This window comes from Mycoplasma sp. 2704 (genome assembly GCF_034863285.1).
In the GTDB taxonomy this organism is placed as follows: domain Bacteria; phylum Bacillota_I; class Bacilli_A; order Mycoplasmatales; family Metamycoplasmataceae; genus Mycoplasmopsis.
The window spans coordinates 60,186-84,497 of sequence record NZ_JAYFFD010000004.1; the positions used below are offsets into that span (position 1 = coordinate 60,186).

The 24,312-nt window shown below is 27.7% G+C and carries 16 protein-coding genes; 3 read left to right on the plus strand and 13 right to left on the minus strand.

Annotation, left to right across the window (positions count from 1 at the left end):
- Nucleotides 1-62: 62 nt before the first annotated feature.
- The 6 genes from VBM90_RS02310 to VBM90_RS02335 form a co-directional block, all read right to left on the minus strand.
- On the minus strand, nt 63-1,088 hold the full coding sequence (locus VBM90_RS02310) for an energy-coupling factor transporter transmembrane component T (RefSeq protein ID WP_323176740.1): 1,026 nt from the start codon (nt 1,086-1,088) through the stop codon (nt 63-65).
- A complete protein-coding gene (locus tag VBM90_RS02315) occupies nt 1,088-2,335 on the minus strand; it encodes an ATP-binding cassette domain-containing protein (RefSeq protein ID WP_323176741.1) in 1,248 nt (415 codons plus the stop codon). Before VBM90_RS02315 ends, VBM90_RS02310 begins: the two co-directional genes overlap by 1 nt.
- Nucleotides 2,326-3,126, minus strand: coding sequence for an energy-coupling factor transporter ATPase (locus VBM90_RS02320; protein WP_323176742.1), 801 nt, complete (start codon nt 3,124-3,126; stop codon nt 2,326-2,328). The genes VBM90_RS02315 and VBM90_RS02320 overlap by 10 nt, the downstream gene beginning before the upstream one ends.
- 84 nt (nt 3,127-3,210) lie before the next feature.
- Nucleotides 3,211-4,008 carry a GNAT family N-acetyltransferase gene (locus VBM90_RS02325; protein ID WP_323176743.1) on the minus strand — a complete coding sequence of 266 codons (798 nt, stop codon included), beginning with the start codon at nt 4,006-4,008 and terminating at the stop codon, nt 3,211-3,213.
- Between the two features lie 332 nt (nt 4,009-4,340).
- On the minus strand, nt 4,341-4,628 hold the full coding sequence (locus VBM90_RS02330; RefSeq protein ID WP_323176744.1) for a hypothetical protein: 288 nt from the start codon (nt 4,626-4,628) through the stop codon (nt 4,341-4,343).
- 128 nt (nt 4,629-4,756) lie between these two features.
- Nucleotides 4,757-5,311: an inorganic diphosphatase gene (locus tag VBM90_RS02335; protein WP_257089104.1), complete on the minus strand. Its 555-nt coding sequence runs from the start codon at nt 5,309-5,311 to the stop codon at nt 4,757-4,759.
- 208 nt (nt 5,312-5,519) lie between these two features.
- Here VBM90_RS02335 and VBM90_RS02340 point away from each other — a divergent pair, with 208 nt between their 5' ends.
- The gene (locus VBM90_RS02340) at nt 5,520-5,804 is read left to right on the plus strand and encodes a hypothetical protein (RefSeq protein WP_323176745.1); all 285 of its coding nucleotides are present in this window, start codon (nt 5,520-5,522) and stop codon (nt 5,802-5,804) included.
- A gap of 65 nt (nt 5,805-5,869) precedes the next feature.
- On the opposite strand, the gene VBM90_RS02345 is transcribed toward VBM90_RS02340, so the two are convergent.
- Nucleotides 5,870-6,484: a ribonuclease HII gene (locus VBM90_RS02345; protein ID WP_323176746.1), complete on the minus strand. Its 615-nt coding sequence runs from the start codon at nt 6,482-6,484 to the stop codon at nt 5,870-5,872.
- Nucleotides 6,485-6,545: 61 nt separating this feature from the next.
- Here VBM90_RS02345 and VBM90_RS02350 point away from each other — a divergent pair, with 61 nt between their 5' ends.
- Nucleotides 6,546-7,082, plus strand: a complete 537-nt coding sequence (locus VBM90_RS02350) for a hypothetical protein (RefSeq protein ID WP_323176747.1) — start codon at nt 6,546-6,548, stop codon at nt 7,080-7,082.
- A 211-nt stretch (nt 7,083-7,293) separates the two neighbouring features.
- The gene (lysS, locus tag VBM90_RS02355) at nt 7,294-8,757 is read left to right on the plus strand and encodes a lysine--tRNA ligase (RefSeq protein WP_323176748.1); all 1,464 of its coding nucleotides are present in this window, start codon (nt 7,294-7,296) and stop codon (nt 8,755-8,757) included.
- A 133-nt stretch (nt 8,758-8,890) separates the two neighbouring features.
- On the opposite strand, the gene VBM90_RS02360 is transcribed toward lysS, so the two are convergent.
- The 6 genes from VBM90_RS02360 to VBM90_RS02385 form a co-directional block, all read right to left on the minus strand.
- The gene (locus tag VBM90_RS02360; RefSeq protein WP_323176749.1) at nt 8,891-9,844 is read right to left on the minus strand and encodes an ABC transporter ATP-binding protein; all 954 of its coding nucleotides are present in this window, start codon (nt 9,842-9,844) and stop codon (nt 8,891-8,893) included.
- On the minus strand, nt 9,844-18,252 hold the full coding sequence (locus VBM90_RS02365; protein WP_323176750.1) for an ABC transporter permease: 8,409 nt from the start codon (nt 18,250-18,252) through the stop codon (nt 9,844-9,846). The genes VBM90_RS02360 and VBM90_RS02365 overlap by 1 nt, the downstream gene beginning before the upstream one ends.
- A 93-nt stretch (nt 18,253-18,345) precedes the next feature.
- On the minus strand, nt 18,346-20,442 hold the full coding sequence (ftsH, locus tag VBM90_RS02370; RefSeq protein ID WP_323176751.1) for an ATP-dependent zinc metalloprotease FtsH: 2,097 nt from the start codon (nt 20,440-20,442) through the stop codon (nt 18,346-18,348).
- 57 nt (nt 20,443-20,499) lie between these two features.
- The gene (gene tilS / locus VBM90_RS02375; protein ID WP_323176752.1) at nt 20,500-21,375 is read right to left on the minus strand and encodes a tRNA lysidine(34) synthetase TilS; all 876 of its coding nucleotides are present in this window, start codon (nt 21,373-21,375) and stop codon (nt 20,500-20,502) included.
- On the minus strand, nt 21,356-21,913 hold the full coding sequence (gene pth / locus VBM90_RS02380; RefSeq protein WP_323176753.1) for an aminoacyl-tRNA hydrolase: 558 nt from the start codon (nt 21,911-21,913) through the stop codon (nt 21,356-21,358). Before pth ends, tilS begins: the two co-directional genes overlap by 20 nt.
- A complete protein-coding gene (locus VBM90_RS02385) occupies nt 21,913-24,195 on the minus strand; it encodes an AAA family ATPase (protein ID WP_323176754.1) in 2,283 nt (760 codons plus the stop codon). The genes pth and VBM90_RS02385 overlap by 1 nt, the downstream gene beginning before the upstream one ends.
- Nucleotides 24,196-24,312: the final 117 nt, after the last annotated feature.

Below are 24,312 nucleotides of genomic sequence, written 5' to 3' on the forward strand. Positions count from 1 at the left end.
TATTATAATATAAAAAAATAAATCACACGCATTTTTTTACGTATGATTTATAGACCTAAAAATTAAATAATTCTTGTTGCAATGTACTCAAATGGTAAGTAATTTGGATACACAATATTTACAATTAAGAATGATAATATAGCTAATATAACTAATAAAGAAATTAAATCAATTCAAGATTGTTTAATTTTTCTATATTTAGTTCTCTTAGCATATGGATCGTATCCTCTTGTTTCCATTGAGTTAGCTAAATCTTCAGCTTTTGAGAATGATGAAACGAATAAAGGAATAATCAATGTAGTAAATGCATCAATTTTTTCCTTAATATTCCCATGTTTGAAGTCTACCCCACGTGATGATTGTGCTTTAATAATTCTATTTGATTCATCAATTAATGTCGGTATGAATCTAAGCGCGATTGAAACAATCATCGCAATAACGTGTGTAGGTACAAAAATGAATTTAAGTGGATATAAAAGATCTTCAATTGCTTTTGTCAATAATATTGGTCTTGTTGTGTTTGTTAACAATGTAGTGATTAAAATCATTGTGTAAATTCTTAAAAATAAACTCAATGTTTTATTGATATTATCTAATGAAACACCATATTGAACTTTTTGCATAAGAGCATTTGAATGTTCACCTTTAAAAACAGATAACACACCATTTGTGTCTATTATTGTGTTATAAAAAGTTTTGCTTGCTGAAGTGTTAAAACTTCAGAATCCATTCGTCCAGTAAGCTTGAGCTAACCTATTTACATCTTGATGATCTTTTAAATATGATTTGCTCAACATATTAGCAACATCATTATGTACTGTTTCGTTTGTTATAGTGTACAAGTTGACTGCAAAAATTACAACAGACACAAAGATAGGTAACTTAAGCATTTTAAGTAATGGTCTTACTCTTTTATTTGTGTAAATATAAATAATAATAAGAGGTAAAAGTAAGATAACCATATCAATGAAATATCTAACCATAAACACCATTACAATATAAACAATAACCATAAGTAACTTAAATCTAGGATCTAATTTATATAAAAATCCATCACCTGGAATGTAACGTCCAAATACACTTTTCATTACACTCCCTTCTTACTTTCCATATGCTTATTAATATAGAAAGCCAATTGTTCTTCTGATGTTACTTTAGGTATATCTACACCTCTTTTTCTTAATTTATTGGCAAACTCTAATAAATGTGGTGGTTGAAGATTGTTTTCCTTTAAAAACTCAACATCATTTAAAACATCATAAGGTTCACCATCATTAACAATTTGTCCATTTTTCATAAGCAAAATACGTTTTGAGTATTTTAAAATGTTATCTAAATCATGAGTTACATTGATGATAGTTTTTCCTGATTTATGTAAGTTATTAAGAATTTCTAAAATTTCATCAACACCTTGAGGATCAAGTCCAGCTGTAGGTTCATCAACAACTAAGAAATCAGGTTCCATTGCTAGAATTCCGGCAAGAGCAACTCTTCTTTTTTGTCCACCACTGAGTTCAAAAGGGCTTCTTTCTAAATATTCTTCACCTAATCCAACAAGTTTTAAACATTCTCTAGCTTTTTCATAAGCTTTAATTTTTGGGACACCATAAGCCATCGGACCAAATGCAATATCCTCAATTATTGTTCCTTTAAATAACTGATATTCTGCAAATTGAAAAGCTATAGCAACTCTTTGTCTAATTTTTTTAGGCATAGATCTTAATGATTTGATTTTGCTTTTGTAGGTTTGTTGAGTCACAAAATCTTCAACATATTTAAGCTCATTAATTTTCTTTAATGTCTCAGAGTTAGCATCAAATTCATTTTTGAACAATTCAACTTCTTTACTAAATGAAAATTTAAACTTGTTTTTAAGTTTTGATTTTCTTTCAGTTTGATGATAACTGTATTCTTCACTAAATTTGTTGTAAGCTATCTTGTATTCTTTTTTATAGATTTTTTCTAACTCTTTAATTTGCTTATCATTAGCTTTAATTTCTTTTTTAATTTGAGCACTTTTTTCTTTAAGTTCTGCTTTATATTTAGGATCGTTTTTATCAGAATATTTTTTATCTAATGAAACTAATAGTTTTGATAGTTCATAGTTATATGTTCTTCTAATATTATCCTTATAAACTCATTCGATTACTCCATTTGTAGGTTCTAGTAATCTATTTAAATGTTCGATTAATGTAGTCTTTCCTGAACCAGTAGCACCAATAATACCAACATATTCACCTTGCTTAATTGTTGCAGATACATCTTTTAATGCAGTAAACTCTCAAGGTGTCTTTACACTAAATGTATGAGTTAATTTTTTTACTTTTATTTGCATATTTCTTCTATTAACTCACTTTCATTGTATGTTGGTTCAATTCCATTAATCATTGTGCTCATTCTGTAAATAAATGGAGATTCAATTTTCGCTATTTCAATAATTTCTTGGTTCTTTAATATTTCTTTTGGTGAGCCAGCTGCAATTAATTTTCCTTTAGCAAAAACTAAACATTTATCAGCTAAAATTGCTTCATCCATATCGTGTGTAATTGAGATTAAGGTTTTATCTTTTTGTTCTTTAATTTCTTTGATTATTTGAATAACACTTGATTTACCTTTCGGGTCAAGCATTGATGTAACTTCATCGAAAATAATAACATCAGGATTTAAAGCTAAAATTGCAGCAATAGCAACCCTTTGTTTTTGTCCTCCACTTAAACTTTCAGGTTCTCTTTCAAGTAAGTTTTCCATATCAACTTTTGCTGCATATTTTTTGACTAACTTATGCATTTCTTCGTGTGGAATGTTTCTATTTTCTAATCCAAATGCAATATCATCTTCAACACTAGAACCTACAAACTGGTTGTCTGGATTTTGAAAAATAATCCCAATTTTCTTTCTAATCTTAAGTAAGTTCTCTTTTGAATATTCAATTCCATCAATGCTAATTGAACCGCTTTGAGGTTTCAGTAAAGTTACAAGTACTTTTGATAAAGTACTTTTACCTGAACCATTGTGCCCTAATATAGCAACATACTCACCTTTTTCAATAGAAAAAGAAACATTTTTCAATGCTGGTTGAGTATCTGTTTCTCTATATCTGAATGTAATGTTATCTACCTTAATCATAAATATAATTTTAATAAAAAAGCAATATTTTGATAGCTTTCTTATTGGAAAATTATTATTTTTAAATAAATTTAATTTATTTAACTAATTTTCCACTTTTGAAGCTATAAAATATTGTGCTTTATCTTTAAAGCCTAACTTTTTGTATAAGTTACCAATCTTTTCTTCTGTGTAATATAAAAGTGGTTCAAGATTATTGTTTAATATATCCTTACATAGTAGTGAAACTAAATGCGAAGCTAAACCTAGACCTCTAAATTCTGTATTTGTTGCTACTCCTCAAATTACTGCGTTTTTATAATTTGTATAAACAACACAAGCGTGAGAAATTACTTTTTTATCTTTTAAAGCTATATAACCATAGTTTAAGTTATTTTCTAGAATATATTTTTTATAAGAAGCAACTCAATGATTTCTTGAGTTTGGATAAAAATTTTCTTCTTCGAGGAATTTTTTGATTTCATCAAAATCAAATAAATCAACTCTTCTAATTAATATCTTTTTATCTAATGCTTCTTCCTTTGCTTCGCTAAAAGCAAAATCATCTTTATCTAATGCAGCAATAGTTTGATTGTAAATTTCATAATTATTAAGATTACTGATTTGATGAACCAAGTTCAAGCAAGCATTACCATAAGTTATTACAGTTGGTGAAAAATCTGAAAGCAAATTAATAATTTTCTCTACATTTTCTTTTTTGTAGTTTACATTAGATATAAATGCAGAATATGCATCATTTCTAAAAGTGTTAATTACCAATCCATTTTCGAAATAGGTAATAGAACCATTATTTTCTAATTTATTTTCTAGTAAGTCATTTTCATATAGAAAAATATAGTAATTATTTACAAATCATTCTTCCTTTAATAAGTCTAAAGTCATAAAACTCCTCAGTTGACAAATTTCAGTTAATTATATCACTATGAATTTTACTTTTATAGCTTGTAGAGCTATATAAAAAGGTACAATTATGTGCTTAATTTTTTGAATTATCTTTATTCTAAAAGTATTCTCCAACAATTGGCGCAACTTCTTCATCATATCCAAATGATTTAAATGTAGTTCTATATATTAGCAATTTTGCAAATGAATATGAATTACCCCGATTACAGCATAAACAATAAGTAATACTCTTTTTGCAATATTACTGTTGAATGGATTTTTGTTGTTTCGCTAAATGTTGTTATTCCTAATTTAACCATTTTAATTTCTCCTTAATTTTCAATTTTCTTTAATAATTTGTTAATTTTTTTATTCATAAATTCCTTATTTTCATATTTCTGCAAATTAATAGCGGTTTTATCAAATATTGAGTAACTAAAATCTTTCAAATTGTTTTGAGACATTATGTGCTGCGAAAACTCTATTTCATTTAAATCAATGTATTCAAGATTGATTCCTAATTTATTTTGATAATACTTAATGACATTATTTGTAACTTTACTTAAGCAAGAGTTTTCTTTAAACGAAAGATTACTATTTAAAAACAAAACTTTCTTCATATTTTTCTTTCTATTTTGTAAAAAGTTAATTTTTTACTATTTTTTTACTTAAAATCTAACTTTTTTTCATAAGATTTTTTGTTAAGAAATAAAAAAATCTATCCCTTAAAGGATAGAAAAATATCTAATTAAGCAACATATTTTTCAGGATGTTTTTGTTTCATTAATTCAATGAATTCTTTTTTATCCATTGAACCATATTTGTTCATTAAATCAACACATTCTTCATATTCAGCAATAGCTCATTCAACATCTTCAAATCCATCAACCGATGTAATTCCTGGACGTTTTCAGTTTTTGTATGTACTAAAGAATGTTTTAACTGTATCTAAAAATGGTCTTGGTAAGTCTGATAATGAGTTAATATGATCTAATCTGTAATCATCAGCGTGAACTGCAATTAATTTTGTATCAGTTTCACCGTCATCAATCATTTTCATAGCACCAATAATTCTTGCATTTAATAATGAACCTGGAATGAATTGTTCTGATGAATATAATAATACATCAAGTTCGTCTCCATCTCAGTCTAATGCTTCAGGAATGAAACCATAGTTGCAAGGGTAAACAAAATCTTCACGTAAGATTCTATCTACTTCAATTTGTCCTGTTTTTCTGTTGTATTCATACTTGATTCTTGAATTTTTTTGAATTTCAATTTTAATTTGCACTTCTTTTTTCATAGTCATATTATAAAACAAAAATATTTCACTTTCTACTTTGCTTTTTTTTTTTTTTTAGAATAAGGATATAGATAAAAACGAAGGGATATATATGGAAAACAAAATAAGAAACAAAACGTATTATACGAGACCAATATTCTGATTATCATTAATTTGAATATTTATTATTTCTGTATTCATTATATACATAATATGATCAGCTGTTGCGATGCAAAAACAAAGTTACTATTATTATTCATATTATTCAAATTCATATTATTCAGAATGAATTGCTAAAATAAAAATAATTGCCTCAATCATAGGAACGATTATATTTATTCTTTACATAATATTAATATTTTTGCAAATCATTGCTATTGTTAGACTTTTTCACAGAAAAACAGAAGATCATATTGTAATAGCAGTATTATATATTTTAGCCTGTGTATTTGGTCCAATCTTTAGTTTTGGAGGCTCAATGTTAGCTAAAAAATATGAAATAGATTTAATTTAATTTTCTAGCACTTTAGTTTTCTGAGTGTTTTTTTTATTAAAAAAAACTAGGTGACCCTAGTCAATTTATCTATATTTTCGATGCTTTTCGTATGATGTTACAACTGGTTTGTATTTAGTTCTATGTATTTTAGTTGGACCAAACACATTTAAAGCATCTAAATGCTTTTTAGTTCCATAACCTTTGTTATTTTCAAAATCATATTCAGGGTATATTTTCGAATATTCTTTAAGCATTCTATCTCTTGTGACTTTAGCTAAAATGCTAGCAGCAGCAACAGAAATTGAAATTGAATCACCTTTAACTAAATTAATTTGTTCATAGTTTTCTAAATTTAATTTTTCATAATCTGTAATTATCAAATCAGGTTTGTTTTTAAGTTTTTTAACAATAGATTCCATACCTAAAATTGATTCTCTTTTAGGATTTGAATTATTGATTTGTTCAAGAGTTCTAACTTCAATGACATATTCAACACAATTGTTGACTATTTCTTCATAAAGTTCTTCTCTTTGTTTTTCAGTTAACTGTTTAGAATCTTTAATTTTGCTATTTGAGTATCCTTTAGGAAAAATCACACCAGCAACTACTAACTCACCAGCTAAACAACCTCTTCCTACTTCATCTAAACCAATAATGACATCATATTTGTCTCAATAATTCTTTTCAAAATCTAACATAAGTAAATTATAAAGTTAAATATAATTAATATATTGATTTTATTCCAAACAAGGAGATATTATGGGTTCATTAGTTACAGCACATTGTGATATGTGCAATAAAGATTATAGATATGCTTTTGGAACAATTGCTGATGTAGTTCCATTTGATATTGTTATTAAATTAATGGTTAGAGAACAAAAATATTTATTAGACTTTGAAGTGTATAAAGAAGTGTTGAGAAAAGAGTTAGCTGAAGATCCACAATTTAAAACTTTATCATATGAACAACAAGATAAAGTTTTAGAAACTTCATTTAAACAGGTTGATGAATTCTTCCCTCAAGAAGAAAAAGATATGATTAAAAACAACATACTTTGAGGTGGTTCAGTAGAAATTTACCCAATTGTTGATTTAAGAATTCCTGAAGAACAAAGAGAAGTATTTAATGTGCCTTTAGTTCATTTAGAATTTTTAAGACCTGAAGGAACTGTTAAATATGACCGTAAATATAATGAGAATGTTTTATATGTTCAATTCACACCAGATCAAAAAATGTTAACTTGTCCAAAACACGTAACAATTTCAGCTAGAAAAGTAAAAGAAGATAGAATCTAAAGCGACCATTTTATAAAAAATTTTTTTTGAAATCACTACCTATTTCGGTAGTTTTTTTGTTTTTTTAGACAATAAAATTCAAATCAAATAATTTCAAAAAAATACGTGTGTTACTATCAATATTTTATTAGTTATGTTTCTAATATTACCCCACTAATATTTTTAATATTAGTGGTATACTTTAAACATATTTATTAATGGAGTAAAAGATATGACAAAATATACAGAACAAGAACAAGTAAGACGTAATAAATTAAACTTTTACAAAGAAAATAATATTCAAGCTTTTGCAAAAGCAGATGGATTAAAAGAAAGGTCATATTCAGATGAATTAACTTCTAAATACGAAAATGTATCTAAAGAAGAATTAGAACAAAATCCAGTTTCTGTTGCTATTGCAGGTAGAATTTTAACAATGCGTGGACCTTTCATTTTAATCAAAGACTACCACGGAAAAATTCAAGCTTACTTCAACAAAAAAGAACATGATGAATCTGTTAATGCATTAGTATCATCTTTAGACTTAGGAGATATTATTTATGTTGAAGGTAATGTTATGAAAACTCACACAGGTGCAGTTACTGTTAAAGTTCAAAATATTAAACTTTTAACAAAAGCTCTTAAACCACTTCCTGATAAATACCATGGATTAGCTGATGTTGAAGAAAGATACAGACACAGATATGTTGATTTAATTGTTAATGATGAATCAATGCAAGTGTTCTGAAATAGAACAAAAATTATTAGTGAAATTAGAAGATACTTTGATGAAAGAGAATATATGGAAGTTGAAACCCCATTCTTACATGATTATTTATCAGGTGCTTCTGCTCGTCCATTTAAAACACATCACAATGCATTAGATCAAGAATTTGTTCTTAGAATTGCTACTGAAATTCCTCTTAAAAAGCTTTTAGTTGGTGGAGTTGATAGAGTTTATGAAATTGGTCGTATTTTCAGAAACGAAGGAATCGACACAACTCATAACCCTGAATTTACTTCAATTGAATTCTACGAAGCTTACTCAAACCTTGAAGGAATGATGCAACGTACAGAAGAACTTATTAAAAGAGTTGCAGCTAAATTAGGTAAATCAACAGTTATTAACAAAGGTATTGAAATTGATTTAACAAAACCATTTAACAGAGTTGATATGGTTGAAGCTGTTTCTAAAGCTACAGGTAAAGATTTTAGAAACATTTCATTTGATGAAGCTGTTGAGGTTGCTAAATCATATGGTATTAAAATTCAAAAATTCCATCAATTAGGTCACATTATTAATGAACTTTTTGAAGAACTTATTGAAAAAACATTAATACAACCAACTTTTGTATATGGACATCCATTAGAAATTTCTCCTCTTACTGCTAAAGGTCAAGACCCAAGATTCGTTGAAAGAGCTGAATTGTTCATTAACACAAAAGAATATGCAAATATGTACACTGAGTTATCAGATCCAATTGACCAATTAGAACGTTTTGAAGATCAATTAAAAGAAAAGAACAATGGAAACGATGAAGCTAGTGACATTGATTGAGATTTCGTTGAAGCGTTAGAATATGGAATGCCACCTACAGGTGGATGTGGAATTGGAATTGATAGATTAACAATGTTATTAACTGAAAAAGATTCAATTCGTGATGTTCTTTTATTCCCTACAATGAAACGTAAATAGTATTTAAATTACAGACTTTTAAAGTCTGTTTTTATTATACTTTTTGTATTCCAATTGTACTTATTCCATAGTCTCCAAGGTATAAAAAAATACTCACCACTATTTTGTGGTAAGTATTATTCAACATAATTAATTATTCTTTTCAATCAATATCTTTTGGATGTTTTGTAGTTTTGTTAACTGTGATATTAGCAACTTTTCCGTTTTTGATTGTGAAAACTTTATCAGCAATTGGTGCTATAAGAGGGTTGTGAGTAACCATAACTATAGTAACACCATATTTTTTATTAATGTCATATAAGTAATTTAAAACAATCTTCGAAGTAGCATCATCAAGTGCTCCTGTGGGTTCATCAGCGAAAATGATTTCAGCATTTTTAGCCAATGCACGTAGGATTGAAATACGTTGTTGTTGTCCCCCGGACATTTGTGATGGATATTTGTTTTTAACATCTTCTAGTTCAAATTCTTCAAATAACTTATCAATGTTTAATCTTTTGCTTTTATCTTTTTGTAAGTAAGCACCAGTTTCAACATTGTCATAACCATTTAGATTTTGTAATAAGTTGTAATTTTGGAAGATAAAGCTAACGTGTTTTCTTCTAAATAAAGTAAGTTTTAAATCTGAGTAGTAAGGTAAGTTTTGATTACATACAATAACTTGTCCTCTACTTGGTCTATCAAGTCCACTTATAAGGTTAAGTAATGTACTTTTTCCACCTCCAGATTTACCAAAGATCATAACAAATTCACCTTTGTTAATTGTTAATGAAACATTCTTTAAAACTCTAGTAGCTGTAGTTCCTGACAAGTAAAACTTACTTACGTTTTTAACTTCTATGACTGCGTTACCTGTGTTTTTAAGTTTTTCATTACCATCTTTAGATCTCTTTTTGTTTGAAGCTTTTCTAATAACTCTAGCAATTGATCTGTCTAATACAACTTTGTTGCTTCCACCATCAGCATCAAGAATGTCAAATACATTTTTCTTTGTAATTTTGACATCTGATGTCTTTTTAGTTAAAACAACAACTTCTTGAGTGTCTTTATTTGTGTCATTGTTTACATTTACGTTTTTATTTTCCATTATTTACCTTTCAATAAATCAATTGGTTTAACTTTGTTAATTCCGATTCAAGATAATATTGACGTTACTAAGAATACTCCTAGAATAACTAATACTGTCACTAATATGTTTAGAGGTGAAATAACAATAGGAATTGCAATAGATGCAGCTGATGTTAAGAAACCACTAAAGATTGATATAAATCCAAATGCTAATGAGATAGCTATTAAGATAGATATAAGAATAAACGGTAAGTAAATTCCATAGAAAATCTTAATTTTTTCTTTTTCATTATATCCAAGGATTGATCAGATAGCTATATTCTTCTCATTTTCTCCAATAAGAATTGTTGAAATGATTACCAATATAACTATAGAAATTATGAATGCTAAGATTGTTACAATAGTTACAATTTTTTGAACTGTTTGTGCAATAGACATTGTGTAACCCACTTCAATAACTTTAGAATCTAAAGTATTAGCCATAGGGATATATAAGTCGTTATTGAATATATTAGCAAACTTCTTAATGTGTTGTTCTGCATTAGCTCTTGCTAATAAGTAGTTATCTTTGATGCTTTCAGTTTCTTTATATTCAGGATTTATAAATTTAGCAATTTGTAAGTCTGAATATCCTAAAGTACTCATTACTCCATCGATTGTTGAGTTATCTACTGTTTGTCTTGATCCAAATAATGCATCAAACATATCTTCAAGATATTTAGTTGTTAAAGTAGATGTGTCAAATGATTGGATAGCTGGTCAGTAACCACTGTTTGAATATAATCCAGCTGATGATAATAATTGCATTGGTAATGGGTGTTTAGACATAATACCGTTAAACACTTCATATTTAGGGTTATGTTTAACTTTATCTAATCCTGTAAGTATATCAGCAGCTTTTTTAGGAATAATAAACTCATTATTAATATATGTTGGATTTATACCTCTAACAATGAATTTGTAAGTTTGTCTCTCTGGTTCTTTATATTCAGGGTTATCTAATTTCTCATAATATTCATTTATCTTATCTTTGAATCTATTTACATTATTGTTTACAACAACTTCAAATTTAGATCCAACTAATAAGTTAAATGCTTTTGATGAAACTTCGTTAATGATAAGTGGAATAGGTTTATCGTTAACATCAAATCCGTTTTGACTAAACTCGTCATTAATTAATTTAAGTAAATCTTGTCCATTAGTAGATTTAATCTTAATTTGTTTTGAATCTTCTTGGTAACCATATAACTTAATAGTTTCGTTCTTGATTTTACCTCTCTTAATTTGATTTGCATCTACGTATGTGTAAAGCTCATCAAATTCAGGGTCAAAATATAAGCCACCAAATGAAACTAAGAAGTCACTTACAACTGATGCATTAGGATTACGTTTTAATAACTTACCATTTTCTTTATAGATTTGTTTGTATCCATTAATTAAGAATTCTCTATATTCATCTCTATAAGCTGATGTTGAAATTATTATTTCATCAAAATCAGTTTTATTTTTGTTAGCTTGAAGATAAACAAATTTACCTAATTCTGGGCTAGTTTCATTTTCTACATAACGGAAGAATCCTGAAACCGTTCCTGCTTGAACTAACTCAATCATTTTAGTCATATCAAGAATTTTTCTATCACCATCTTGTTTGTAATGTAAGTTTGGTTGTGTTCTTTCAAGTCTTCTACCAATTTCATTTCTTACTGATGTAATTCTTGATTTTTGTGAGTCGGGTAATGAATTGTAAACTTGATCTCAAGGGTCAATTGAAACTGATGAATCAATCTTAATGTTAACTGAGAATTGTGAAATTACGTGTCCATCAAAATCTGTAGGATTTCCGTTTGGATATCTATATGATGTAGTTCCATCAGAGTTTTTGATTGCAAGTTTATTTACAGCTGTTGATATACCTGGTTTGAAGTAATCGTTTTGATATTGGTTAATTTCAGCAATATCTCCAACAGGTACATAAAGTGTGTTTTCTAAATCTTGTGCTGTGAATAAATTAATTCCACCACCTTCTATTGTAGGTGTTCTTAAGTCAAATTTGTAATTGTAACTTCTGTTTTTATATGTTTTTTTAATTGATGATTCGAATTCACCAAAGGTTGCTATTCCGAACAATGTAGTTATAGCAACTAAAATGATTGAAATACCAAATGATGCCAGTTTTCAGAAGCTGTGGAAGATTAATGAAGCACTAAATTTAGTTTTAATATTTCTCTTCTTGAATAAGTTTGCATATTTAGCGTGGAAGTCACCTGTACTTACTTCTGTTATTCCACTCATTAAGTCAATTGATTTATATCTTAATGAACGAATTGAAACAACAATAATAAGTATAGACATAGCTGCAAGTGGTAATATGATGTTTATTCCAAATGAAACTATTGAGAAGTTTAGCGTCTGAATCGGTATAGCTCAATAATCACTTAATAACTTAACAGCTTCAGCATGTATTAAGAAACCAGTTAAGTATCCTGCGATACCTCCAATAATGATTGTAAAGAACGCAAACACAGTCATTGATAATGAGATTTCTAATGGTGTATAACCTTGAGAAACTAAAATACCAATAGCTTTGTTTTTGTTTGTAATGTATCTCTTAATAATGAAAATAATTGAGATAGCAACTAATGTAATTAAGATAGATAATAAGATTTTTGAAACGAATCCGATTACTTTAATGAAGTTTTTAACTGCAGTAATTCTAATTGCACGTTCAGGGTTAATTCCATCAATTTCATCATCTAGATAAACTCTAGGTAAATCATTTGAGTTATTTGTTGCTTTATTAACAACCTGAATTAATTCTTGTTTAAGGTCTTCATTTGTTAAGTTTGTTGAATTCTTAACAAGTAAGTATTCTTTAACAACATTTCCTCTGTAAGCTTGTGCAATTTTGTCAAACCCTTGTGAGTTAACGTAAACAATAGCTTGGTTATTTGTATTAACTTGTAAGTTTGCTTCATCCACAACTGGATAAATATTATCATATGTATAATCGTCACCAATAATGATAAATTCTGAACCATTTACATTAATTTTGTAATCTTCAGGAAGATTTTTGATTAATTCAACCATTCCGATTGGATTATTTGGTAATTCACCATCGTAAATTTTCTTCTTGTTTTTAGCTAATCATACATAGTTAACTTTTGCAATGTATGAACTTGTTTGGTCAAATTTAAGTGTGTTATCTAATTTGTTAACACCTGTAATTGTGTTTAAAACATCTTCAATAAGTTTAATAATGTTTACACCAAATGGCGAATAATTTTCAATGTTGTTTCCAACTTTTGAATATCAGTATTGAATAATTTCGTTGTCAAAAGCAACATTTAAAAGTCATTCTTTACCAATAGTTGCAAACACAGGTTTTCCTTTTTCGAATGAACTAATAAATTCACTTAATTCAACATCATTTCTAGCTAATTCCTCAAAGTTAATAACCTTATCCATTATCAAGTAAGCAATATTTGCTTTATTTTTACCACTTTCTCCTAGGTTGTTTGTGTTTGTTAAGAATCAAACTGCAACTTCAGGATGTTTAACAATTGTTAACGGGTGTAACAATGCATCTGAAATTCCTAATCTAACAACCGGAATTTCATTAATTGAGTTACTTAAGTAAATGTTAAATGTATTAAAGTGTTTTACAAATAATTCGTTTGAAAATACACCTTTAATTAAGTTTTCTAACACAACTGAATCAATGTTTGTAAATTCTGATGTATAAACATCTTTGAAGTGCTCTGGGTTGAATTTACCGTATAACTCAGATGTTGCAATGTATGCAAATGATTGAATAATTTCTAACTCATTATCTTGCACATATTGTTTATATTCAGCGAATTTTTTAATTAATTCAGCTAATAATGAATTTGTATAGTTCCCTTGTTCATCTTTTGCGAAGAAGATTTCTTTAAGTTTTAAAGTATTTGCAAGTGATTTAGTAATACCAAATCCTGTTTTTTCAAATGAAACAATGTTTTGTGATGATGGTTGAATTAATTCAAATGAACTAAAATCAGACAATATTTCTGAATTGTTAGCTAATTTTAATAATTCAAGAGCAAACTCTTTAGTTTTTGCACTGTCAGAATTTACTGATTTATCAAACATTTTCATTCAAACTTTGAATAATGGATATGCTTCTTTCACATAGAAGAATGGGTCATTATTTTTGTTGGAAATATCTAAGAATTTCTTAATAGCTTCTTGAACTAATGAATGAACTGAATTGTTTTCAATTGGCTTGTATTCTGCAAAGTATTTGTAAATATCTCCAATTGATAAGTTAGGTTGTAATTTAACATTTGAAGTTGTTTGCACAACTAAGTTAAGAACTTGAATTCATTCATTAACTAATTGCTTAGCTTCGCTTAAAGGTATTTCTCTTTTGTCTTTAGTAAATCCAAACACACCCATAGCATCATTTGTTTCTGATGATGGGAATGATGTTAGTGAAACTGTGTTTCCGTTTCAATTTTCAAATCTAACTTTGTATGAGTGAACAAAGTTGTAAAGTTTGTCAAATAAACTTAATGAATTTTGAGTTGATGTAGATGTATTAGTATCTGCTCCTGCTTCAGTTGTTGAAGAAGGTTGAGGAGATATAAAGATGTTGAGAAGGTCAAAGTAGTCTAATTTTTCATCATCTGCAACTGGAATTGTTAAATATAATCCGTTGTCATCAATTTCAATATTTGTCCCTTTGTCTGAAACGTTAAACATTGAAATTATTGATTCTTTAAATGTTTTATTTGAACCTGGTAATGCAAATAATGATTTAATAAGTGCATAAATAAAGTCTTTTGATCCAACTCCTGATGTCGCATATTTGTTTACTCTATCTACACTTTGATGTTCAGTGTAGAACATTTGTTTTTTGCTTAAAACAGCATCAATAAAGATGTCAAAATCAAATAAGTTAATTACATACTTAGTTCAATCTATAACGTTTTTAAATGATTTATCAGCTGAACCTGGATACAAGTTAATAATTTGTCAAATAGGTTTAAGTTGAGGCATAAATGAATTAAATACGTCATATAATGGGTTAGCTTGATCATTAACATCAGCTAATAAGGCAATGTTAATATTCTCTAATAAGTCAAATAAATGCGTTTTAAATGCTTTTTGATCAACTGATCTAATAAATCATTCAATTAATTCAAGCGTTGATAATTTTCTTACGTACTTAACAATTTCTTTAGTTCCATCGGCTTTTGTAATTTCTCTATCAACTAAATGATCATGTTCATTTAAGAAAAAGTTGTTTGATTGCTCTGTGAACTTAACAAAGTTAACTGATTCAATAATTCCAATAATTGAATCAAGCATAACAACAGGATCTTTAATAAATTTTGATAAAGTCCCCACTTTAACCGGCACTTCTACACCAAGTACATTTAAAACATTAAATAATTCTTGAATTTGTTCAGTTAAATATTGTTTTCTTTCTTCAAGAGTATCTTTTTGTGCAATAAATCTTCTTAAGTTTGTAAATAAGTTAACAATAAGTTTGTTTGCATAATCACCATTTACATTGTGTGATAACTTGTAAAGGAAATCAAGGAACAATTTAGGAATAATCCCTAAATCAATACGTCCTGATGAGAAAATTGTTGCAAATTTATTTATATTAACTGAATATTCAGAAGCTTCGATAAATGCATAAATAATGTCTTTAGTGAAAAATCCTTGTTTTGTTAAATCGCTATCTAACAATACTTTTTGTATATTTTCAAAAGCTTTATTTAAAGTTTGTTGTGTAGCTGCTTCATTTAAAACATCACTTAATGGTGCTCTATAACCAAAAGGTAAATAAACAACGTTATCAAATTCATTACTATGTTCAACTCATCCTTCTGGATTGATTTTTGCCATTAACGTCAATTTATTGTTTTCTAAGTATGAATCTGTTTCTTTTAAAGTTAATCTACCAGTTGATAAACGTTCTTTATCAAATTCAGAAACACCTTTTTTTGATAATGAAACATTTTTTCAGTAAAGTAACTTTTTATTAGCATCATAAACAGGTTTAATTATGTAGTATGTATCTTCTTCTCTTGATGGATCAAAAGTAATTCCTAATTCAGCAAATTGATTAAAGTCGCTATCAGGTAATAAATTACCTTGTGCATCTGTTTCTGATCCAACAAATTTTGCTAATTTATAAATTTTCGATCTATCTCAAACTTCAAATAATTTAGTTTCTGGGTAGTTTTGATAAATTTTCACTTGTCCATATGTCATATCTAATGAAACGTATTTTTCATATGGAATGACGTTACCAATAATTTGGGTTAAAATATTGTGAATTGCATAATATGGTAATTCTCTAGTTTTGAAGTAACCATCAACATTTGAATAAAGATTAAATAAACCTGTTGGATTATCAATTTCATTGAAAAGTTTGTTTACATTGTTTTTGATTCCATCAATCTTTTGTTCATTATCACCCATATTAACAAAGTGATATACGAATTTTTCATTTTTAGATGTGTCGAATGCATCAATTGTGATTGATTTCTTGATACCTATGTTATCTACACCGACTTTTTCTGAAACTTGGTTGTAGATATCTTTTTTAACAATATCTAAAGCACCATTTTTAATTTTTGTGAATGTGATATCTCAGATTCTTTTATTAGATAACTTGTCAAATTCTTCTTCTGTTAATCTATCTCTTGATGTTTCAATTTGTGCAATTGTTTTATATCCATCAAATGCATATTCTGCATAATTAGGAATCTTCGTTCTCTTTTCATAATTTAACACTGGTAAAAGTAAAACATTGTTTGGAACAATAACACTTACATCATTAAGTAACTTGTTGTAAATATCAGTTAATTCTGAAACTGATTGTGATTTGTTAATTGATGCAGTTTGCAATCTTGTGTTTACATCGTTAGCTAATGCATCAATTTCTGGAACTCTACTCTTGTACTCTGGGTGGTTGTCAACTTCTTTTCTTGTGAAGTTATAAATTTTTAAAATAAGAGTTTTTAAGTCATTAATAATAATTTCTTTAATAGCAAAGTCTCTATCTAAATAACCTGGTTGGTCTGATAAATCAGCTAATCTAAGTTGCTCATTGTATGTTAAATCATATGTAAGAACTGAATTGTTCTCATAAATTAACTCTTTGTTTTCTTTTAAAACACCTTGTTCATCAAAGTGGATAAAGTATTTAAGTGAGTTTTTATTTCAATATGAGAATTTTTTAAATTCTGATGGTAATTCACCATTGTTTCCTTTAATTAAATTCTCCATAAATGTAACATATGCTCCATCTCAGTTTTTCTTGAATGGATCTACATATGTTGATTCATAAACTCTTCTTTGGTAGTATGTGTATTCCTCTTGTTTTGCAGCTCATTTTAAAGGAATGTTGTAAGTATGATTTGTTTCAAAAACAAATGGAATTGGTTTGTCTAATGTTCTTGATTCATCATATAAAGATGAATAATCAAATTCTGAATTTAATTCAACATTAACAACATCAGTTGGTTTAGCATCCTCTGGAATGTTAATTAAAGTTGAGTTTTTATCTTTATTAAGAATGAAAATGTAATTGTTATTTTGATATTTATCAAAACCAAGTTTGTCAGCAAGTGTTGCTGGTTCAACACTTAAACAAACTCCTTCATACATTCATTCTTTACCTTTAACCATGTCAAAAGTAGCTTCTTTTGTGACAATATTTAAGAATAAAGTTTTAACTTGAGAAAGAATAACATTACTTTCAGTATCTGTTGTAATGTATCCGATATCTTCTAATTTATAAGTTTTATCAAGCACAAAGTGGTCATTTAAATTTAAAACAACTTGTGTTGTAACAGGTGAATATGAGTCATTTTCTTTTTTGTATAAGTTAACAATGAAATCAGTTTTCATTCTCATTGTTTTGATGGCTTTATCAAAATCTAATGTTAATGAACTTGCGTTTTCATTCTTGAAGTCATAAGTGTTGTAGATTTTTATAAAGTCAACTCTATCAATGTATTTGTCTTTATATTTTTCCTCATCAACAAATAAACTTAATGGAATAAATGAATCTGTAATTCTTGTTAAGTCAATTACATAACCTTCTTTTTTGTAATTATCCGTTATATAGTTAATTCCTTTATCATAAACACTTTTATTTTCGTAAACAAGTGAATCTGATTTAGAAAGTCCGTTAACAAAATACCCATCATTGTATGCTTTCGCATTTGTTGATAGATTTAAATCGATTGTAATATTGTGTGAAACTGATTTTTTCTTAGCAGCTTCATATTGTTGCTTCATTGATTTAGCAGCATCATTTAAAACAGTGAAAACTCCTGCCGTTAAAAATACAAGGATAGTTAACCCTATAACAGTAGCTTTGTTTTTAAATAATGACTTAAAGACTTCTTTAAACAAATTCTTCATAAAATCCACCTTTAAAAATTTACTTATAATTAATTTATTAATTATAAAGGATTTTTGTATAAAAAAACAACCGGAAAACCAGTTGTTTAATCACTATAATTTTTCAATTTCAGTTCCATCTTCTGTAACTAAATTATCACTATCAATAACTCCATCTGAAACTAAGTCAACAGAAATACTTTCTTCTTTATTATCGTAAAAATCAGTTTGTGTACTTTGTCCAATATTAGGGTCAGAAGTCATTTCAATTAATTCATCTAAACCTACAGCACTAGCTTTTTCTTCTGATTTTTCTTTTTCAGGAGGTAATTGTAAGTTTTTAGCAATGTATTCGATTTCTTCTGCAACAATTGTTTCTTTTTCAAGTAATGAAGTTTTAATCAGCTCTAAAAGTTCTCTATTTTTCTTAATAACTTTTGTAGCTATATTTTTAGCTTCTAACATTATTTTTCTAACTTCAAGATCAATTTCGTGACTAATTTGGTTAGAAATTGATGAACTTGTAGCTAAAGTTTTTCCTAAGAATGGAGATCCTTCTTCTTCTTGATATTTAATCGGACCTAAATCAGACATACCAAATTCAGTAACCATTCTTCTAGCAATTGCTGTTGCTTTCGAAATATCATCTGCAGCACCTGTTGAAATTTTATCTTCTCCATAAATAATTTCTTCTGCTGCTCTACCACCCATAAAACTTGCTATAGAAGCTAATAATTCTTCTTTAGTATAGTTGTATTTTTCATTCTCAGGCATCATTAAGTTATATCCACCGGCTTGACCACGTGGAATAATAGTAATTTTTTGAACTTTATTACCACCAGGAACTTTTATACCAACAACAGCGTGTCCAGCTTCGTGATAAGCAACTAATGTTAATTCTTCCTTAGTAATAGTTCTAGATTTTTTAGCTGGACCAGCCATAACTCTATCGATTGCCTCATCGATTTGATCTCTTGTAATAATACCTGTATTTTCTCTAACTGATAAAAGAACAGATTCGTTAATTACGTTTTCTAATTGAGCTCCTGAGAAACCAGGTGTTCTTCTTGCAACATTTTCAAACGAAATATCATTTGAAATACGTTTACCTTTAGCATGTAGTTTTAAAATCGCTTCACGTTCTTTTACATCTGGTAATCCAACTGTAATAACCCTATCAAAACGTCCAGGTCTTGTTAAAGCAGGGTCTAAAACGTCTGTACGGTTTGTAGCTGCAATAAATAATAACCCTGAGTTTTCTTTAATACCATCCATTTCAACAAGAAGTTGGTTAAGTGTTTGTTCACGTTCATCGTGCCCTCCACCAATACCACTTCCTCTTGTTCTACCAATAGCATCAAGCTCATCAATGAAAATAATTGCTGGTGCATTTTTACGTGCTTCTGCTATAACTTGTCTTACTCTTTTAGCCCCCATACCAACAAATAACTCAACAAAGTTAGATGCTGATACAAAGAAGAAAGGAACATCAGCTTCTCCTGCTGTCGCCTTAGCTAATAAAGTTTTTCCTGTACCAGGAGGACCTCCTAAAAGGATACCTCTAGGCATTCTAGCTCCTGAAACTTCATATTTTTTAGGATTTTTTAAGTAATCTACTATTTCTGAAATTTCTTCAATTGGTTCTTTATTTCCTGCAATATCAGAGAATTTTTTATCTGATTTAATAATTTGAGCAGGACTATTGTCACCAAACATAGCCCCACCTTGCCCTGACATCATTTTAGCTTGTGATCTAAAAATAAAGAACATTATTCCTAGGAATAATAATGTAGGAATAAATGGAAGAATGTATGTTGAGAAGAATCCTGGTTGTGGTGCTGCTGCATTTTGAATTTCTCCTGAACTTACCACACCATTATTTACAAATTTTGTCGCTTCTTTAAGAGGATCTTTGATTTCAAACACTTCATTTATGAAGTTGAATGAACCAGGTGCAACAAGCTCAAGTTGACTATTATTTTTTATAAGGGTACCGTGCATTTGGTTAGTGAAGGGATCAAACTTAATTAATTTAAAGTATGTTCCATCATCTTGACTATTTGCTGCATCCTTGATGAATTCAACAAATTTGCTTGTTGAAATATTTTGAGGACCTGTTAACTTACTGATAATTAAGTAAAGTCCAACTGATATTATTAAAACAACAACAAAAGCTATTAATATACCAGGTCAACGTCTTTTTCTTGGCATTTTATCTCCTTTCTTTGAGATGTTTTATTATTTAATATTTTTTTATATTATACCCTATTAATTTAGCAATTCACCCTTTAATTTGACAAAATATAAACCGTTCTTTAAAAGGTATTTTGAAGTTCTGTTTTTAGACAGAATAAAATCAATAATTGATTTGATTTTCGATGAGCTTAATTCAATGTTTTCATCAGAAAAATATGTGTGAATGTATTGATAAACTAAATGTTTTTTGTGCTTGAGTTTTTCAAAAACACCTTGCTTAAATCTTGATTCTTTTCAAATTTGAAATTCTTTTTGAATTTTTTTTCTTTTGAAACTTAAAAAGAAGTTTTTTACCAGTTTACAAGCTATAAATGTATTTTTATAGAGTGTTTTTTTAGCGAAATCTAACCTTATTTTATTTCTTGAATACTTAGGTAAATTGTTCGTGTAATCAAAACAAAAAGGTGTGTGATTTTTTTGATTTTTCTTTGTTATTGTATTTTTAAAATACTTAAATAGATAAGGTCTATAAATATTAATTCCATCAATAAGATTTGATTGTTTTATTCCATAGAATAAAACATTTCTTTTAGACTGCTTTTGCATATATGCAGTCTCGAAAAAATCATCTTTATTATGAGAAATTAACAATTTGTCACAATTTTCTTTTACATAAACTTCTTTGAAAAATTTGTATCTCTGCTCTCTAGCTCAAGATTGAAAGTTACCTTTAACATAATCATTTTTAGATAACTCTAAAACATAGAGCTTGATATTATGACTCTTACAAAAATCTTCAACTACTTTTTGATCCAAACCACTATCAGTACGTTGATTGTAATTAACATGAGCAACAATTATGTTTTTGTTTTTATATTCATTCAACATAAACATACTGTCTGGTCCACCACTAACAGCTAGTAAATATTTAGTTTTTTGATTTGACATTGTATTTATTCATAACAGTTAGGATATCATTGTAGACAAATGAAATTGAAGCTTCTGCTGCTTTATTTAACACAGGCTCTAAAACCAACATTTGTTCAGGTGTAAAATTACCTAAAACAAAATCTCTTAATGTTTCTCTGTGTTCTGTATTAATTCCGATTTTTAATCTTTTAAATTCTTTAGTATTAAGCATTTGAACAATGTTTAAAACACCGTTATGACTTCCTCCTGAACCACCAATTTTAATTGCACTTTTTCCTAGTGGAAAGTCTTTTTCATCATGAATAACCAAAATATCATCAGGATTAATTTTGAAAAATTGAGCTATTGCTTGAACGAATTCACCTGATTTATTCATATAAGTCATTGGTTTTGCAATTATTAAATCATCTAACTTAACATATTCACCATTAAATTTAGATTTGTTTAACTCGACACCCATTTGCTTACAGATTTTATCAATAACCATAAAACCAACATTGTGTCTAGTGTATTTGTATTTATCTCCTGGATTTCCTAAACCAACTATTAATTTCATTACACCCTTCTTTCTGTTTGGATAAAGAATCTTAAGTTTGTATGCACTTGATTAGCACTTGTTGCGTGTATTCTTTCAATTAAACTTTTGTAATCAACACTTTGGTCAATAAATATTTGCAAGTGTTTAATTGCTCTTGATGCACCTGTATAAAGCATTTTTTTGCTTTGCATAAATGCGTGTTCATTATGAACCACCATAATAACAGAGTCAATTTCACTACCTTGGAATTTGTGAATTGTAGTGCTATATGCAAGTTGAATTTGTTCTTGAAATTCTCTTAATGAATACTCAATTTCTTTTTTTCATTCATCCCCTCTATAGAAAGTAACTTTAATTTTCTTAACTTTTTTGTTACCTGATTTAGAGGTTGCATCCTCATAAACAACATCAGTTATATAACCAATATCACCATTAGAAATATTTTCGTTATTTCTATTTTCTAACTGCATAACTTTATCGTTTATTCTATATTCAATTTGACTATAGTTTTTTCAATTTGTTGCAAAAACATCATTTTTATTTATTGCATTTTGAATTTTCTTATTAACTTCATTAATTCCATATTGGTGTCTGTAAGTTGGAATAAGGATAATAACGTTATTAATTCCGAATTTTTCAACTTCTTTTGTATATAGCGTTAATAAATCATTATGAAAGTTTTTGTTATCTACTTTAACTAAATCAACTTCAGAAGGTTTAAACATTGAATCATCAACTTCACCTCTGTTAATATTTGAAAAATGTTTTCAAATTGTTTCTGAATCGCTTCTATAAAACTTAGTTAAGTATGTTGTAGGTATATTTTGTGAAAAAATTAAATCATCTAATAGGTTACCTGGTCCAATTGCTGGTAACTGGAAAGCATCCCCAATTAAAACGATCTTTTCTAATTTAGGACTTGCTTTTAACAATTTATCTAATAAGTTAACATCAATCATTGAAAACTCATCAATAATTAAAATTCTTAAATCAACAATTTCTTCTAAATTAGTTACAGAAATTTTTTCATCAGTATTAGCTATTTGTAGGTAGCTGTGAATTGTTCTAATTTGATGTTTAATCTTTATAGAAACATTAGTTGCAGCCCTACCTGTTGGCGCTAAGATAGCGAATTCATTTGCTTTAACCTTGTTTTTCTTTAATGTTTCATAAATATGCTTAATAACAAATGTTTTTCCTGTTCCTGGCCCACCGCTTATTATTGAAATATTTTTGTTTATGAAATTATCATAAGCAGCTTTTTGTTGCTTTGATAAGAATTTCAAATCAATCATAGCTTCAGGTTTTAATTTGCAAATTAATTCTGAATTAGCTAATTTCATTAATCTGTTGTAAATATATGCTTCTTTATCAAATGTGGCTTTCAAAGTAAAGAAACCAGGTAAAACTTGAATTAAATGTTCATCTCTAATAAATCTTTCAAAAATGATATCTACATCAATTTCGTCTTTTATGAATGCAAAATCACTTTCTTCTTCATTTATTAATGAATTTCATTTTATATTCGCATCTTCAATAGCTTTTTTGAATTTCACTTGCAATGTATCTAAATCAAAAATTGTACTGTTTTGAGTTTCTAAATCTCAAACAACTTTATATAAGTAAGCTATGTATCTTTGGTAATTTTCTTTAGTTCAATTCAATAAGAATGCAAAAGTATCAACTTTAAAAATATCATCAATTACTTTATCTATAAACAAGTAATAAGGAGAATTGTTTTTGTAATATTCAATGAAGTTAAATTCTCTAGAACCGTGAATAGTTGCTAATTTTTCAACTAAATCACTAACTCTTGGGTTATTAAATAAATTTATATTTTTCTTATCTTCTTCAGTTAAGTTTAGTAGTGATTTTAATCTTGCACTATTTTCTTCATAATATTTAACTAATGATTCTAGTTGTTTATCAGTAATTACACTTAATAATTCATCTTTATAATTTTCAATATCTGCTAGTTTAGTAAATAAATCTTGTCCAAATTCATCAATTATTTTTTTAGCAGTTAATTTTCCGATGTTAGGTACATTTTTTGAAAGATAATCAACTCAATCTGTTTGCACATCTTCGATTATCAACTCTAAATTCTTAATAATTTTTGAGTTTTTGTAACTAGCTTTAGGATTGTCTCCGAACTCAACTTCATATTTTTTATATAAATTTGGAAAAACATTTGTAACAAAAACTAAGAATGTTTGACTTTTACCTTCAGGTAAAAACAACATAAGTGCTCAACCTAATTCTTTACCACCTTTAATTTGCTTAATAAATTTACCCTTCATTTTCTCTCCTTACTTTCTATCTATTTATTTAAATTATAAAGATTTAATTTTTATATATCACCCTTTATTTTAGGTGTCAAATTGGATTATTTTTGATAAGTTATCCACATACTTAAA